The organism is Pseudomonas batumici (genome assembly GCF_036585405.1).
Taxonomy (GTDB): domain Bacteria; phylum Pseudomonadota; class Gammaproteobacteria; order Pseudomonadales; family Pseudomonadaceae; genus Aquipseudomonas; species Aquipseudomonas batumici.
The window spans coordinates 5,729,372-5,744,716 of record NZ_CP144470.1 but is presented as its reverse complement, the minus strand read 5'-3'; the positions used below and the strand labels follow the sequence as shown (position 1 = coordinate 5,744,716).

The following is a 15,345-nucleotide window of genomic DNA, read 5'->3' as shown; positions in this document are numbered from 1 at the left end:
GGGTTTGAGACAGACTGGGCCACCAATGGCTGATCCTCCTCTCGGGAAGACAAACGTGGCATACAAGTTTTCGCTCACTTCCCGAATGACGCTGTTGATCTTCATCATGTGCGCGGTGCTCGTCGGCTCCGATATCTGGCGCAGTTTTACTGCCCGCACGGTGCAACTGAACGAGGTGACCACCGCCACCGCGAATCTTGCCCGCGCAATGTCACAACACGCCGACGACACGATCAAGGAAGCCGACCTTGTACTGAGCGGGATCGTCGAACGCGTCGAACGCGACGGTACCGCCCCGCCTGCACTGGAGCGCTTGCACCAGCTCTTCGTCGCGCGGCGCCTCGAGCTCGTGCAACTGGATGGCCTCTTCTTGCTCGACCGCGATGGCGTGATGCTCACCAGTTCATTACCTGGGCCTTTGCGCAGCTATAACAACTCCGATCGTGAATATTTCGTCTTTCATCGAGATCACCCCGATCGAAGCGTGCGTGTATGGACGCCGCTGCGCAGTCGCTCCACTGGAAACTGGGTCATTCCGGTGTCGCGGCGCATTGACAATCCAGACGGCAGCTTTGCCGGTATCGCCTCTGCCACTATCGATATCGATTTTTTCTCGCAGTTTTACAATCGCCTGGAGATCGGCCAAAAAGGCGCCGTAGCCTTGGCTTTTGACTCAGGCGTCATGGCCGTCCGGCGCCCATTCGAAGAACGCACCATCGGCATAGACATCACCGGCACCCGGCTTTTCCAGGAGCACGGCTTGCAGCCGGCGGGCGGTACCTTTTCCACGGCCTCGTCCCAGGACGGCGTGGTTCGCCTGAATAGTTTCCGCAGCCTGAATGACTATCCGCTGTTCGTCGCGGCAGCACTCTCGACGGACGAAAACCTCGCCTCCTGGTGGTCGGATACGCTGTGGCATGCCGCCGGTGTCGGCTTGCTGGTGTGCGTGCTGGTGGTTTTCGGCCTGCGCCTGATTCGCCAGGTGGCCCTGCAAAGCGCAACGGAAAAAGAGCTTGCCGCGAGCCTGGAAACCACGCGGGCGATCCTGGAGGAGCAGAAGAAACAGCGCAGCGATCTTGCCGCGACCCGTGACCATCTCCTGTTGGCTGCCGATATCGCCGAGCTTGGCATCTGGTCGTGGAGCCTTTGCGACGGGAAGTTGCATTGGAATGATCGCATGTTCGAGATCTATGACTACTCACCGGAGTTGCTCGATAATGACCTGAACTTCGAGCATTGGCGCTCGCGGATGCATGCGGATGACATCGATTGCGTCATGACGGCGCTCGGCGCCGTGATCGATGATCGCGAAAAGCGCCTGCCCTCCTACCGGGTCGTGCTTCCCGACGGGCGCATCCGCCACATCGAAACGCGAGTGCGGGTCGAACGTGATGCAAGCGGCAATCCGGTCCTCATGACGGGCATCAATCATGACGTGACGGCTCAGCACGAGATGGAAGTGAGCCTGCGCGATGCCAAAGAGCAGGCCGACTCGGCGAATGCGGCCAAGTCAGCCTTCCTGGCGAACATGAGCCATGAAATCCGCACCCCCATGAACGCGGTACTCGGCATGCTGCATCTGGTGCAGTTCACGCCGCTGAATCTGCGTCAACGTGACTACGTGAGCAAGGCCCAGACGGCCGCCCAATCGCTGCTGGGCCTGCTCAACGACATTCTCGACTATTCGAAGATCGAGGCTGGCAAGCTCCAGCTGGATCGCCATCCGTTCGACTTCGAACCCTTGATGCAGGACCTCGGCGTGGTATTGGCCGGCAATCAGGGCAAGAAGGATATCGAAGTGCTGTTCGATCTCGATCCCGCCCTTCCCAGTGGGCTGATTGGCGACAGACTGCGCTTGCAGCAGGTCTTGATCAATCTCGCCGGCAACGCCCTCAAGTTCACCTTGAAAGGGCAGGTCATCGTCGGTCTTGAACTGCTGGAACGTACCGACTCCAAGGTTCACGTGCGGGTTGCCGTCACGGACAGTGGCATCGGGATCAGCGCCGAGCACGCAGAGCATATCTTCGAAGGCTTCAATCAGGCCGAAGCTTCGACCTCACGTCGCTTCGGCGGCTCGGGTCTGGGCCTGGTCATCTGCAAGCGCCTGGTCAGCCTGATGGGCGGGGATCTGCAACTGCAGAGCCGTCCGGGTGTGGGCAGCCGTTTCTGGTTCGATGTCTGGCTGGATGTGGACACGCGTGCCACCACCAGGCCCTCCCCTCTCCACGCGGATCGATCGATGCGTCTGCTGGTGGTCGACGACAACCCGATTGCCGCCGAATTGCTGATGCGAACGGTGGCCGCACTGGGCTGGCAGGCCGACTTCATGTCTTCCGGCCTCGACGCCGTGAGCAGGATAAGCGAAGCCATCCATGCGGGAGAACGCTATGACGTGGTCCTGATGGATTGGCGAATGCCGGACTTGAACGGCATGAACGCGGCCAAGTTGATTCGCGGCATGAAAGGACGGATACCGCCCCCCGTCGTCATCATGATCACGGCCTACGGGCGCGAAATATTGGCCGAGAGCCATGATCAGGGCGATGCGCCTTTCGCCGAGTTCATTACCAAACCCGTTACGCCGAGACAGCTGAGTGAGGTCATTTTACGTGCGCTGCAAGGCCCTCCCCTTGCGCCCGAGGTTCCGGCGCTCAAGCACAAGCCCTCGGGGCGCCTCAAGGGGCTCAGCTTGCTGGTGGTCGAAGACAACGCCTTGAACCGCCAGGTCATCGAGGAACTGCTGAGATCGGAGGGAGCCTCGGTTCAATTGGCCGAAGGCGGTTTCGAGGGGGTCAAATGCGTGACAACGGGGAGCAAGTCCTTCGATGCCGTGCTGATGGATGTCCAGATGCCGGACATCGATGGCTACGAAGCGACCCGGAGAATTCGCGCCAACCCACGCTTTACCACGCTGCCCATCATTGCGATTACCGCCAATGCGTCCGAGGCAGATCGACAGGCCTGTTTGCACGCGGGGATGAACGCACATGTAGGCAAACCGATCGACGTCGAGTATCTGGTTTCGGTGCTGCGGGCACAAATCGACGGACACCCCTCCCCGGTCCTGATTGCCAGTCCTCCGGTCCATGCACAGGACGGGCTCATTGAAGCGCGCGCTTCGATGGTCGAGCGGCTGGACGGAAATCTGGGTGTGATACGCAGTGCACTGAAGATCTTTGCTGCCGATACGGAGAAACAACTCGACAGTCTGGCCGAGCAAATAGCCAAGAAAAACGTTGCGGGCGCCGCCAGTGTGTTGCATACCATCAAGGGCAGTGCCGCCACCCTGGGTGCCCTCGCGCTTTCAAGAAGAGCCGGCCAGCTTGAACAGGCGCTGAAGGGTGGCGACGCGTCGACCCCGGCAACTTCTCTGTCCAGTGGATGCACATCTGAATTGCGACACTTGCTGCAGGTCAGCATCGAGCAATTGACGAGTGCGTTCGCTGAGCCCGCGGGCCCCGTTGCGCCCGCTGTAGACGCTTTGCCCTTGGCCGAATGGCAACACCATTTGAACGAAGTATTGATGCTGCTGAACGCTTCGAACCTGCAAGCCATTGCGGCAGCAGAAACATTGCTTGCCCAAACCCCTGAGGAACGACTTGTTCGATTCAATCCGTTCCTCAACCAGGTCAGGGCATTGGATTTTACGGCCGCAGCACTGAGTGCGCGCGATATGCTGGAGCAACCCTAGCCGTGGAGCAAATTCTCGAAGATTGGTTACTGCATACCAACCGACGCCCCAAGATCCTGATTGCGGACGACCAGCCGGCGAATATCCGGGTGCTGTACGAGCTGTTTTCCGAACAGTGCGACGTGTTCATGGCAACCAACGGCACGCAGACGCTGAAGATTTGCCAGGACGAATTGCCGGACCTGGTTCTGCTCGACGTGGTGATGGACGATATCGATGGCCATGAAGTGTGCCGCCGACTCAAGGCCGATCCCTTGACGAGCACGATACCGATCATCTTCATTACCGCGCAGAGCCAGGTCGCGGATGAGGTCATTGCGCTGGGGCTCGGGGCGGTCGACTTCATCATAAAACCCATCAACGCCATTATCGTGCGGGCCCGGGTCCAAACGCACCTGACCCTGAAGTTGCAGGGCGACCTGTTGCGGGCCAATGCCTTTCTGGATGGTTTGACCGGCGTGGGCAATCGCCGCAGGTTCGACGAGGATTTGCTCAGCAGTTGGCGTCAATGCCTGCGCGACAAGATGCCCATGTCGCTCATTTTGCTGGATATCGATTACTTCAAGCGTTACAACGACCGCTATGGCCACCAGAGTGGCGACAGTTGCCTGAAGCGTGTCGCCAAGGCACTTTCCGACTCGCTCAGACGCCCCTATGACAAGGTGGCGAGGTATGGCGGCGAGGAGTTCGCCTGCATCTTGCCGAAAACCGAACTGGAAGGCGCGGTCGGGATGGCCGAGGCCATGCTGGGGCGTATTAGGGCCTTGGGTATCGAGCATCTCGGATCGGACGTTGATCGCGTGGTCACCACCTCCCTGGGTGTCGCGACACTGCTACCCACCCTCAGTAGCAGTCCCGAAGCACTGTTGGCGGCCGCGGACAGACAACTGTATGAAGCCAAGCGTACCGGGCGGGCCCGGGTTTGTGCCGACAGAGAGGAGTGATGGCCGATCGACGATCCAGCGTCGAACATTCCTTCGGTAACCCTGTTTCAGAAAAACAAATGCCCCGACAAGTCGGGGCATTTGTTTTTTGCATGGCGCTTTGCCTTGATTGAACTACCTTCTAACACAGAGCGAGCCATAGCGGCTTGAGTTATCCACCTGTTGCTCCGCGATTAAATAGCGGATCCGTCAGACCAGCGTCTGGCACTTGATTGTGCGCGGTACCAAGGAATTTTGCTGGAACCATTAGTGGTTAGTGTGGAGGGCCGGCCTGGAACGACCCGGTTAGCCCACAGACAGCCTGTTCGGCGAGGATGCACTTATATGAACGATCGTACCGTACCCGCTCTCAAAACCGTTATTCATGGCCTGTTGTGGATGGGCCTTGGCATGGAGGCGGCTCAGGCCGCGCCGGCCAATTGCTCGCAATTAGCCAGTCTGCCCAGCGTATTCGAGGTCGGCCAGGGACTTCAGGATGAACTGCGCATGCCCGTTCCGATTACCAAACTGGCCGTGGGCGACCCGAAAGTCGCCGACGTGCAAACCAGCAGCGGCAGCGCCTTCATCCTCACCGGTATCGCTCCTGGGGCCACCAGCCTGATGGTCTGGACCGGCTGTTCGCCGTTGCCGCGCCAAAGCATGGTGTTCGTCAAGGGCAAGGCCACCGCAGCGCTGACCAACGTGTCGACGGGACCTTCCGAAGACCCTCTGCTACCGAGCCAGGTGCAGACCGATATTCGCTTCGTCGAAGTCAGCCGCACCAAATTGAAAGAGGCCAGTACGTCGATCTTCGGCAAAAGCGGCAATTTTCTGTTCGGCTCGCCGGGCACCGTGCCTGGGGTGACAGTGACCCCGGGGCACATTGGCAGTCTGGCGCCAAACGTCCCGCTCAATAACGGCACGTTCAATATCGGCTTTGGCGGTGGCAATGTGCTGGGGATGATCAATGCCCTGGAAGGCAGTGGCTTTGCCTACACCTTGGCACGGCCGAGCCTGGTAGCCCTCAGCGGGCAGAGCGCAAGCTTCCTGGCCGGTGGTGAAGTGCCGATTCCGGTACCCAGTTCGTCCAGCAACAGCTTCTCCATCGAGTACAAGGAGTTCGGTGTCCGCCTGACACTGACCCCGACCATCATCGAGAAAAATCGCATTGCCCTGAAGGTGGCCCCCGAGGTCAGCGAGCTGGACTTCACCAACGCCGTGCAGATTGCCGGCACCATCGTCCCGGCGCTAACCGTGCGCCGCACCGACACCAGCATTTCCCTGGCCGATGGCGAAAGCTTCGTCATCAGCGGCCTGATCAGCACCCGCAACAACTCCCAGGTGAACAAGTTTCCGGGGTTGGGCGATATCCCGGTTCTCGGCGCCTTCTTCCGCAATAACACCATCAACCGTGAAGAGCGCGAACTGCTGATGATCGTCACCCCGCACCTGGTTCAACCGCTGGCAACCAACGCACAACTCCCCTCATTGCCGGGTGAGCAGCTGCGCAACTACGACCCGAATTTCTACCGCATGTACTTCCTCGACAACGGCGACTTCGACAATCGCATGGGCCTCTCGCAATAAGCCCGAGCCTGAACCCAGAGGACACTCGATGAAAGCGGTCATAGCAATAGCGGCGACCATGATGCTCGCAGGTTGTGCCAGCAATGGCCTGTCTTCGCGACCGAGTAGCTGCGCGACGCCCAGTTCGGATCAGCAGTTGAGCCTGAACCTGGCTGACGACATGATCAACGATGGTCGTTTGTATGCCAGCCTGGCGAATCTGGAAGGGTTGCCTGGCGACCTGGTCCAGGTTCGCCTGCGCAAGGCGCGAATACTGCGCCTGCTGGGTCGTAACGACGCCGAACCCTTGTATCAGGGCCTGCTCGGCACGTGTCTGGCCGCTGAAGGCGAACATGGCCTGGGCCAGTTGGCCGCGGCCAGGAATGACAATGCGGCCGCCCTGGATCACCTTGAGCGTGCGGTGAGGATGGCCCCTACCGATGAAAAAATCCGCAATGACCTGGGCGTCGTCTACCTCAACCAGCGGCGGCCCGATGACGCACGCTTCCAGTTTCTGACCGCCATGGAGCTCAAGCAGTCGGATTCACTGGCGGCACTCAATATGGTGACGCTGCTGATCTATCAGGATAACTGGAAGCAGGCTGCGGAACTGGCGAGCCGCGCCCACTTGAGCCCCCGGCAGGTCACCGACGCGCAAGCCCGCGCGGAAAGACTCAAGGCCTCCGCAAAAAAAGTGGCGGTTTCCGAAGGGAGTCGCATGACTGAGGCCGTCAGTGCCTCGGCCAGTGCGATCAAGTAGAAAAGACGAGGAATCGAGATGAATACCAAGAGGCTGTTGATAGTGTCCATGGCTTGCCTGTCCACGACCGCCTGGGCTATTGAGCCGGGCCCCTCTTCGGTGCCGCAACAAGGCACCGAACAGTGGCTGCAACTGCAGATTCGCGGCGTGGTCGCCTCCCCTAAACTGCAAACCGTTTCGGCCACCGAACGTGATCTGGCGATGCAGCGTTGGCTGAACAGCTTCACCTACCCGATTCCTGAACACTTTGATCAAAAGGCCTCGGGAAACATGAGCAGCAAATGAGACACCCCAGCGCTGCGACTCGCGCGGCGCTCATGGATTGCCGAATACCTTGAGCACCCCGATCATGGCCGGTCCGATCGCGATCAGGAAGAAGCTCGGCCACAGACAGAAAATCAGTGGGAATATCAGCTTGGTGCCGATTTTCGCGCCCATTTCCTCGGCGGCCTGGGTACGCCGGTCACGGAACTCATCGGCATAGATGCGTAGGGTATCGGCCACGCTGGTGCCGAAGCGGATACTCTGCCCCAACAGGCTTACCAACCCTCGTACGTCTTCCAGCCCGGTGCGCACGGCCAGTTGTTTCAGCGCCTCGGTACTGGTGATGCCGGCACGGATCTGCGCATTGACCAGTGCCAGTTCCTCAGCCAGCTCGACCTGGCTGACCGACATCTCTTCAGCCACCCGCTCGATGGTCGTCGGCAAGGCCAGGCCCGACTCCACGCACACCACCATCAGGTCCAGGGCATCCGGAAAGGCAGCCCGCAGCCGGACTTGTCGCATCTGCTTGCGCTTGCTGACATACAGCCCTGGCACCAACCAGCCGATACCCGCCACCAGGATCAGCAGCAGCATGCCCGGGATCAGCGAAAGCCCGGGAATCAGTGGCAACACCAGCAGCGCAAGGCCGATCAATATCAGCGGAAGCAGCAAGCGCACCGCCCAATAAATCTGCACCGCCGAAGACGAGCGGTACCCCGCGTGTATCAACAGCAGTTGGGTGACGGACGTCTTGGCGGCTTCGGTCAAGCCAAAACGCTGGCCGACCCGCTCCAGCAACAGTTGCAGATTACCCGGCGCATCCGCTCCCGCTGCGTTCCCGAAATGCCCCCGCTTGATCAGCGCAAGACGACGCCGCATCGGATCCTGGAGCCCCAGCAACAGTAACATGAGGGTGACCACCGCCAGCACCGTACTCAAACCGATCGCACTGACGAATAACAGGCGGGCCAGCGCCTCATTGCTCGTCACCCGACTGAACAACCCGAGTAAATAGTCCATGACCTGTACCTCCGCGTAGCGAAAACCGCTTAAACCTGAATCCGGATGATTTTGCGTATCCAGAAAATCCCGACCAACATGGCGCAGAACGCCCCGACGATCAGCTTGTGGCCGAGCGGATCATTGGTCAGTACCGGCAGATAGCTGGGGGTCGTGACCAGGATCACCGCCGCCAGTACAAAAGGAATGGACACCAGCACCCAAGCCGACATGCGGCCTTCCGCCGACAAGGTCTTGACCTTGCGCTGAAAGCGGAAACGCCCGCGGATCAGCCGACTCAAACGCTCCAGCACCTCCGTCAGATTACCGCCGGTCTCGCGATGGATAAGGATCGACGTCACCAGCATCATCACCGTCATGCTCGGCATGCGCTCCAGCAGACCGAGCATGGCCCGGCGGACATCATTGCCATAGTTGATATCGGCGAAGGTCAGGCCAAACTCATGCGCCACCGGCCCCTTGTGCTCTTCGGATACCAGGCGCAGGGTTTCGTTGAACGGATGCCCGGCGCGCAACGCCCGGCACATCGCGTCCAGGGCATCCGGCAAGCCCTCTTCGAACGCCGCAAAGCGTTTGTTACGGTCATAGAGGATTTTCAACAACGGCAGCCAGGCCACGACAAAACCCACTGCCAGCGCCATCCACCAGGGTGACGACAGCAACCAGGCCAGGGTTCCGCCCCCTACCCCCAGGGCGATCCCAAGGAACAGCACCCGATAGGCCCGATATTCATGTCCGGCCTGCTCGATCAGCTGGGTCAGATTCGCCATGAATGGCAGCTGCTCGAGTCTGGCCTCCAATGGCGACAGGCGTGTCAGGTATTTCTGCCGCAACACGGTCTGCATGTTCGGCAGATTGTTGGCCTTCTCCAGCACGTGCAGACGACCGCGAATGCGCTTGCGCATCTTGCCCGCCTCACCGAACACCGGCACCGTCACCCCCTGGGCCAGGAGGAAGACCGCGATAAACACCATACCGAGAAAGATCAGGATGAATTCACCGGATACAGGGCTCATGACTGCCGTCCCTCCATCCATTCAGGCCTGAACAGGGAGAGCGGCAACTCGATGCCACGCTTGGCCAGCACATCGCGAAAGGCCGGAATCATGCCGCTGGGCCGATAATCACCGAGGACTTCGCCGTGTTCGCCCATGCCACTGCGGGCAAACGAAAAAATCTCGCTCATGGTGATGATCTCGCCCTCCATGCCGTTGATCTCCTGCACGCTGACCAGGCGCCGCTTGCCATCCTCCTGACGCTCCAGCTGGATCACCACACCAATGGCCGAAGCGATCTGCTGACGCATGGCCTTGATCGGGAACGTGACACCGGTCATTGAGACCATGTTCTCGATCCGCCCCAAGGCATCGCGGGCGGTATTGGCGTGGATCGTGGTCAACGAGCCGTCGTGGCCGGTGTTCATGGCCGTCAGCATGTCCAGCGCCTCGGCGCCACGCACCTCGCCGATGACAATGCGGTCCGGGCGCATCCGCAGGCTGTTGCGCACCAATTCGCGCTGGCTCACCTCGCCACGCCCCTCGATGTTCGAAGGCCGGGTTTCCAGACGCACCACATGGGGCTGCTGCAGTTGCAGTTCGGCCGAGTCCTCAATGGTGACGATCCGCTCGTTCTGCGGAATGAAGCTGGACAGCACATTGAGCAGGGTGGTCTTGCCGCTGCCGGTGCCGCCGGAGACCAGTACATTCAAACGCCCACGAACGATCGCCTTGAGCAACAGGGCAATGGCCGGGGTCAGGGTCCCCACCTGGATCAGGCTGTCGGTGTTGAGCAGGTCCACGGCAAAGCGGCGGATCGACAGGCTCGGTCCGTCTATGGCCAGCGGTGGGATGATCGCGTTGACCCGCGAACCGTCCTTGAGCCGGGCATCCACCAACGGCGAGGACTCATCGATGCGCCGCCCCAGGCTGGAAACGATACGGTCGATGATGTTCAGCAAATGCTGATCATCGCGAAAGCGCACATCGGTCCTCTGCAACTTGCCGAAGCGCTCGACATAGACCGAGGCATGGCCGTTGACCAGGATATCGGACACGCTGTGATCGGCCAGTAACGGTTCCAGCGGGCCAAGGCCGAGCACCTCGTCGGTGATCTGCTTGATGATCAACTGGCGGCTGACCGTACTGACGGGTGCCGAATGCTCCTCCAGCAGACGCTGGCAGATCTCACGAATCTGCCGGGTGGCCTCGGCCTGCTCGAGCGAGTCGAGCAAGGACAGGTCCATGACTTTAAGCAATTGCTGATAGATCTTTTCCCGCCACTCGGCCTCCACCGGGGTGACCTGGCTCTTGGTCTCGTAAAGAACGTCCGGCGCTGCACGCTCCCACGCCATCAATTCCTCGGCGGGATCCAGCAGGTCGTCGCCCTGCTGCCCCACCAACGCTACGGAGGGTTTGCCGGACTGTTTGCGCAAGCGGTTACGAAAGTCGCTGATCATGGCTCATCCCCTGAAAAAACGGTTGAAGGCGCGTTTGAGCAAGCCTTTGTTCCCGGCCATCTGCTGACCGGCCAACTGCTCGGTCATCTCGCGCACGGCGACGGTGATCGAAGCCCGCGGTGCTTGCACTCCCAACGGCACGCCGGAGTTCTGGCTCTGGCTGACCAGGTTGAAATCGTTGGGCAGTTTCAACAGATTCACGCAGCGCAGCGCCTCGCCGATATCCTTGAGACTGATCGCTGCCGCCTTGTCATAGCGATTGACCACCACCTGCAATTGATCCCCGCGCACGCCCAGGTCTTCGCGAAGAATCCGCATCAGGCAGCTGGCATCCCGAAGATGGCTGACGCTCTGCTGCACCACGACGTAGACCCGATCCACCTGTTCCAGCACGGAGCCGGTGAGGTGGTCGATTTGCCGCGGCAGGTCGACCACCGTCCAGTCATAGCTTGAGCGGGCCAACTGCAACAAGGTATCGAGTTGTTCCGGTTGCGCATCCTGCGGCAGGCACAGTTCACCGGCCCGGCCACCCAGCACATGCAAGGTCGGGCTGAAGTGGCTGCAAAAGCCGCGTAACGCTACACCGTCCATGTCCTCGACCTGCTGCAACACCTCCAGATGGCTGTGGGACTGTGTCACATCCAGGTAATGCGTCACGCTGCCAAATTGCAGGTCCATATCCAGCAACAGGGTATTGCCGCCCTTGACGCTGAGCTGGTGCGCCAGGTTGCAGGCCAGCAAGGTACCGCCGGAGCCGCCCTTGGCGCTGATCACGGCGATCAGCTTGCCTTGCGCCCCACCGCTGACCCGGACCTCCATGACCAGGCGACTCAAGGCGGCCACCAACTCCGTCTCGGCGATCGGCTCCGGCAGCACGTCACGCGCGCCGGCCTGCATCGCCAGCCGCATGCCATCCTGGTCACCCGGCAGACCGCACACCAACAGCGGCGGACGTTCATGGGCCGGGCGCTGCGACAGTGCCGCCAGCTCCTCGCGCCACAGGTGGCTGACGCGCACCAACAACAGATCGGGCATCCGCTCCAGACCATAGAGCGGGTCGACGTGTCCATTACTCACCAGGCGAGTGCTCACTTCCAGGCCAGGGACACGCTGGCAAACGCCTTGCAGATTACGCAATGCCGTGGCATCGCGGCTGCTGATCAGCAATCGCAGCCCGGGTTTACCGGTCGTGAGGGTTAACGGAGCTTCCTTTAAGTTCAGCATGGCGTGACCTCCGCTGATTCGGAATGATGCCAAAGGGCTTCGATGCGGACCCGGATCGACTCCGCTACTGCCCAGGTGCCCAGGCACCCACTACACCCTGTCAGCGCACATTGACGACATGGGCTTCGATACCACGAATAACGGTGATAGCCCCACCGCCACCGCTGCTACGGTGCACCACGCGTCTTGGCGCTGTTTCGGTGACCATTGCGATGGCCTGCGGGGCAGGCGCGACGGCCGCCGGCTTTTTCTCGACGGTCAGCGGGTTGCGCAGAGCCAGTTGCAACTTCCCTTCCGTCTGCGCCGTGACCAGGCTTTCCGCCTCGGCGGCAGTCATCTCCAACGTTACGGCACGCACCACCACCGGTTGGGTCTTGTCGGTACCCGCGGTCTGATCCACCGCCAACACGCGCAAGTTCTCGAGGATGGTCCTGGACACGGCATTGTTGCCGGCGCCATCGGTGTGTTTGGTCGCCAGCACATCGACCCGATTCCCCGGCAGCAGGAACCCGCCCACGCCGACCACATCGTCCACCCGTACCGAAATGGCCCGTTTGTCCGGCGAGATCAGCGAGGCCAGGGTGCTGCCGCCCAGGTGCTCGCTCAGTCGTGCACCGCGTACGATGTCACCGCGCAGGATGTCGAACGTGGCGATCTTGCCCACCGCCTGATCGCTGGAAGTGAAGGCATCGTCCGGGATCGTATCCATGGGCATGCGTACGGTCGTGACCTGCGGGGCCTCGACCATCTGCCCGAAAGGAATCTCGACCGTGGCGACGACCACGCTTCGAAGGTGATCATCCGGGCTGGCATTGAGCCGTGCGCTCAGCCAGGAGTTGGCCATCAATGCGGCCCCCAGGCCCATGACCAGGGAAATACCAATCAGGGTTGCAGTACGAGAGCTCATATCTGTATCTCCTACTCAAAGGAAGTCGAGCTGGACGAAGTAGTTGTGCCAGGCCCATTCCAGTTCCTGCGGCGACAGTGGCCCGCAACCGCCCTGGTAACGCTGGCGGTCGAGCGCCATGTTCAGCAGGTCGCGGGGATGGCAAGGCACCAGGGGCATGCCTTCAACGGCGTAAAGTTTCTGCAGCGCATAGCGCACCAGCAGCGGGTCATGACGAATGCCCAGGCGCTCGGACTCCTGTTGCCAGATCCGTTCGTACTCATCGGGCTTCAGGTAACCGAATTGCAGCTTGTAGCCAATCCGCCGCAGGAAGGCCTCATCGGCCAGCTCCAGGGGATTGAGGTTGGTGGAAAACACCAGGATCAGGTCGAATGGCAGCTCGCAATGTCGCCCGCCTCCCAGGTTGAGGAAATCGCGTTTCTCTTCCATCGGGACGATCCAGCGATTCAACAGCTCGGCGGGCGCCATGCGCTGGCGGCCCATGTCGTCGATGATGAACAGGCCATTGCTGGCCTTGAGCTGCAAGGCAGCCTGGTACTGACGGGTGAAGGGGTCATAACGCACGTCCAGTTGCTCCATGCTCAACTCGCCGCCGGTGATGACAATGGGGCGTTTGCAGCACAGCAGGCGACGATCGATCCCTTCGTTGAGCAGCAGATTGTTCTGTTGACTGTCGTCCAGGCGCTGATGCACCTGCGGGTCATAGATCTCGATCACCGACTCATTGATCACGATGGCATGGGGCACCCAGATGGCCTCGGCAAACAGGCGGATCAAGCGACTGCTGACATAGGTCTTGCCGGTACCGGCAGGGCCATAGATCATGATCGCGCGCCCGGAGTTCAGCGCCACGCCCAGTTGATCGAGCATCTCCTCGGTGAGCACCACGCCGTTCAGCGCCGTGCGCATATCGTGGGCGCCGATGTGCCCATGGTGAATGGTCTGTATCTTGAGCAGGGAACGGTAGGCGCTCACCGGAAACGGTGCCGCGCCGATATAGCCGCTGCGCGACAGGGCATCGCGGGCGGCACCGCGACCGCGTTCGGTCAGGCCATAGCGCAGCGATTGCCCGCCCGCTTGCGCGCCCACCTGACCCAGCACCTCGATGCGGCCATCCTTGCGTAGAAACGCCAGGACCTCTTCCATGACGGCACCGGTCAGGGCCAGGCGCTCCACCAGCCGCGGCATGTCCAACACGCCAGCGTCGTACAAATGCTTGCACACCAACTCGCCGAGAAAACTGTCCGTCAGACCCGTCTCGCTGATCGTGCATGGCTGGGGAGCCAGTCGCTGCACCGCTGCTCGCTCACTGTGGTAGGCATCACTCTCGACGACGTGCATGACTAACCTCCCAACCCACTGGCAAAGAGTTGCCAGTGAACGGTGTTTAAAGTGCCGAGTAAAATGGCAATCGAATAAGGGAAAGGCTTGCCGGCCACTTCATCCGAGGCTGGCGCCAGGTAGGCCTGCGTCCTCAGAATCAGCCAATAGCGCCCCAGGGTCTGCAACAATTGACCGCGAACCAGCACCATCAGGAAGCCGCACACGCCACCGGCGATCAGGCTGAACAATGCAGCCCATATCGCGTAATGGAAGGGTAGAAAACTGCCGACCATGGCCATCAACTTGACGTCACCGGCAGCCATGCCACCCAGGACATACATGGGCAGAAACAGCGCAAAACAAATCAAAAGCCCCTGCAGGCCATCTCCCAATCCGCTTGCACCGCCTGAATAAGCCTGGCCGGCCAATCCCAGTGCAAGACCCAACAGGATCAGCAGGTTGGGAATACGGTGGCGAAGCAGATCGCTCACCACCGCCACGCCCAGCAGTCCTATCAGTAAAACAGTCGAAACCAGCATTTCCGTGGACATGGGGCTTCTCCCTGACGGGGATTAATTGTCAGCACGCCGTGTTGTTATTAACGATTTGGCACAGTGCCTTGAGCTTGGTAGACACGTTGCCGCCAAGGAGTGTGAACGCGACAGTAACAGCGATCGTAATCAACCCACCCGCCACCGCGTACTCCACAATGGTCAGGCCTTTTTCATCTTTTGAGAACTTCAGTACCGAAGTCTTGATTGTGTGCAGAGTCATTTTGCTCTCCCACTCCGGCGGCCAAACCGCTCAGAACCTACTTTGGTAGAGGCAACGCGAAGCCCATTAAGAAAGTTGCCCGGCAGCTTCATCAGCAAAACAGAAGCAACCGCCCGTTCCATGGGCATCGCCATGTCACCCAACGGTCATTGCCGTTATCAGCAGGCCGCACCTTTGACCGCCGCGCACAAGGCGGTAATCTGGGTATTCACCGCGCCTCCAAGTTTCACGAAAATCGCGGCGACAGCCACGGTAATCAACCCACCGGCCACCGCGTATTCCACGACGGTCAGGCCGTTTTCATCTTTGGCGAACTTCATTACCGAAGTCTTGATTGTTTGCAGAGTCATTTTATTCACCTCATTTTCGATTGTTGTTCTTCCGGGGAAGCAGCTCTTTTTGTACTGCTTGTGGCTACCTTAGTCAGGCCCCCCCGAA

The 15,345-nt window shown here is 60.3% G+C and carries 14 protein-coding genes; 5 read left to right on the top strand and 9 right to left on the bottom strand.

Annotated features, from left to right (window positions below; genetic code table 11):
* Positions 1-55 precede the first annotated feature (55 nt).
* The 5 genes from NUH87_RS26235 (at position 56) to NUH87_RS26215 (ending at position 7,225) form a co-directional block, all read left to right on the top strand.
* Positions 56-3,691, top strand: coding sequence for a response regulator (locus NUH87_RS26235; protein WP_338523275.1), 3,636 nt, complete (start codon positions 56-58; stop codon positions 3,689-3,691).
* Positions 3,692-3,693: 2 nt separating this feature from the next.
* Positions 3,694-4,635 carry a diguanylate cyclase domain-containing protein gene (locus NUH87_RS26230; RefSeq protein WP_338523274.1) on the top strand — a complete coding sequence of 314 codons (942 nt, stop codon included), beginning with the start codon at positions 3,694-3,696 and terminating at the stop codon, positions 4,633-4,635.
* Positions 4,636-4,959: 324 nt separating this feature from the next.
* Positions 4,960-6,201 (top strand): type II and III secretion system protein family protein, encoded by a 1,242-nt coding sequence (locus NUH87_RS26225; RefSeq protein WP_338523273.1) that lies wholly within the window; start codon positions 4,960-4,962, stop codon positions 6,199-6,201.
* 28 nt (positions 6,202-6,229) lie between these two features.
* Positions 6,230-6,940: a tetratricopeptide repeat protein gene (locus NUH87_RS26220; RefSeq protein ID WP_338523272.1), complete on the top strand. Its 711-nt coding sequence runs from the start codon at positions 6,230-6,232 to the stop codon at positions 6,938-6,940.
* A gap of 18 nt (positions 6,941-6,958) precedes the next feature.
* On the top strand, positions 6,959-7,225 hold the full coding sequence (locus NUH87_RS26215; RefSeq protein ID WP_338523271.1) for a DUF3613 domain-containing protein: 267 nt from the start codon (positions 6,959-6,961) through the stop codon (positions 7,223-7,225).
* Between the two features lie 30 nt (positions 7,226-7,255).
* On the opposite strand, the gene NUH87_RS26210 is transcribed toward NUH87_RS26215, so the two are convergent.
* From NUH87_RS26210 to NUH87_RS26170, 9 genes are all read right to left on the bottom strand, one after another.
* Entirely contained in the window at positions 7,256-8,224 is a 969-nt protein-coding gene (locus NUH87_RS26210; protein ID WP_338523270.1) for a type II secretion system F family protein, read from the bottom strand.
* A 29-nt stretch (positions 8,225-8,253) separates the two neighbouring features.
* On the bottom strand, positions 8,254-9,240 hold the full coding sequence (locus NUH87_RS26205; protein WP_338523269.1) for a type II secretion system F family protein: 987 nt from the start codon (positions 9,238-9,240) through the stop codon (positions 8,254-8,256).
* Positions 9,237-10,679, bottom strand: coding sequence for a CpaF family protein (locus NUH87_RS26200; RefSeq protein WP_338523268.1), 1,443 nt, complete (start codon positions 10,677-10,679; stop codon positions 9,237-9,239). Before NUH87_RS26200 ends, NUH87_RS26205 begins: the two co-directional genes overlap by 4 nt.
* Before the next feature lie 3 nt (positions 10,680-10,682).
* Complete coding sequence (locus NUH87_RS26195) at positions 10,683-11,903, bottom strand: AAA family ATPase (RefSeq protein WP_338523267.1); 1,221 nt, start codon at positions 11,901-11,903, stop codon at positions 10,683-10,685.
* A gap of 100 nt (positions 11,904-12,003) precedes the next feature.
* On the bottom strand, positions 12,004-12,810 hold the full coding sequence (cpaB, locus tag NUH87_RS26190; protein WP_338523266.1) for a Flp pilus assembly protein CpaB: 807 nt from the start codon (positions 12,808-12,810) through the stop codon (positions 12,004-12,006).
* 15 nt (positions 12,811-12,825) lie between these two features.
* Positions 12,826-14,151, bottom strand: a complete 1,326-nt coding sequence (locus tag NUH87_RS26185; protein ID WP_338523265.1) for an AAA family ATPase — start codon at positions 14,149-14,151, stop codon at positions 12,826-12,828.
* A 2-nt stretch (positions 14,152-14,153) separates the two neighbouring features.
* Positions 14,154-14,684, bottom strand: coding sequence for an A24 family peptidase (locus NUH87_RS26180; RefSeq protein WP_338523264.1), 531 nt, complete (start codon positions 14,682-14,684; stop codon positions 14,154-14,156).
* 28 nt (positions 14,685-14,712) lie between these two features.
* Positions 14,713-14,907, bottom strand: coding sequence for a Flp family type IVb pilin (locus NUH87_RS26175; RefSeq protein ID WP_338523263.1), 195 nt, complete (start codon positions 14,905-14,907; stop codon positions 14,713-14,715).
* Positions 14,908-15,065: 158 nt separating this feature from the next.
* Positions 15,066-15,257: a Flp family type IVb pilin gene (locus NUH87_RS26170; RefSeq protein ID WP_338523262.1), complete on the bottom strand. Its 192-nt coding sequence runs from the start codon at positions 15,255-15,257 to the stop codon at positions 15,066-15,068.
* Between the last annotated feature and the right edge of the window lie 88 nt (positions 15,258-15,345).

Coding starts and splice junctions, on each gene's coding strand:
- NUH87_RS26205 (WP_338523269.1), bottom strand. CDS start 9,240: ATGAGCCCTGTATCCGGTGAATTCATCCTGATCTTTCTCGGTATGGTG.
- NUH87_RS26195 (WP_338523267.1), bottom strand. CDS start 11,903: ATGCTGAACTTAAAGGAAGCTCCGTTAACCCTCACGACCGGTAAACCC.
- NUH87_RS26215 (WP_338523271.1), top strand. CDS start 6,959: ATGAATACCAAGAGGCTGTTGATAGTGTCCATGGCTTGCCTGTCCACG.
- NUH87_RS26170 (WP_338523262.1), bottom strand. CDS start 15,257: ATGACTCTGCAAACAATCAAGACTTCGGTAATGAAGTTCGCCAAAGAT.
- NUH87_RS26210 (WP_338523270.1), bottom strand. CDS start 8,224: ATGGACTATTTACTCGGGTTGTTCAGTCGGGTGACGAGCAATGAGGCG.
- cpaB (WP_338523266.1), bottom strand. CDS start 12,810: ATGAGCTCTCGTACTGCAACCCTGATTGGTATTTCCCTGGTCATGGGC.
- NUH87_RS26185 (WP_338523265.1), bottom strand. CDS start 14,151: ATGCACGTCGTCGAGAGTGATGCCTACCACAGTGAGCGAGCAGCGGTG.
- NUH87_RS26175 (WP_338523263.1), bottom strand. CDS start 14,907: ATGACTCTGCACACAATCAAGACTTCGGTACTGAAGTTCTCAAAAGAT.
- NUH87_RS26180 (WP_338523264.1), bottom strand. CDS start 14,684: ATGTCCACGGAAATGCTGGTTTCGACTGTTTTACTGATAGGACTGCTG.
- NUH87_RS26200 (WP_338523268.1), bottom strand. CDS start 10,679: ATGATCAGCGACTTTCGTAACCGCTTGCGCAAACAGTCCGGCAAACCC.
- NUH87_RS26225 (WP_338523273.1), top strand. CDS start 4,960: ATGAACGATCGTACCGTACCCGCTCTCAAAACCGTTATTCATGGCCTG.
- NUH87_RS26220 (WP_338523272.1), top strand. CDS start 6,230: ATGAAAGCGGTCATAGCAATAGCGGCGACCATGATGCTCGCAGGTTGT.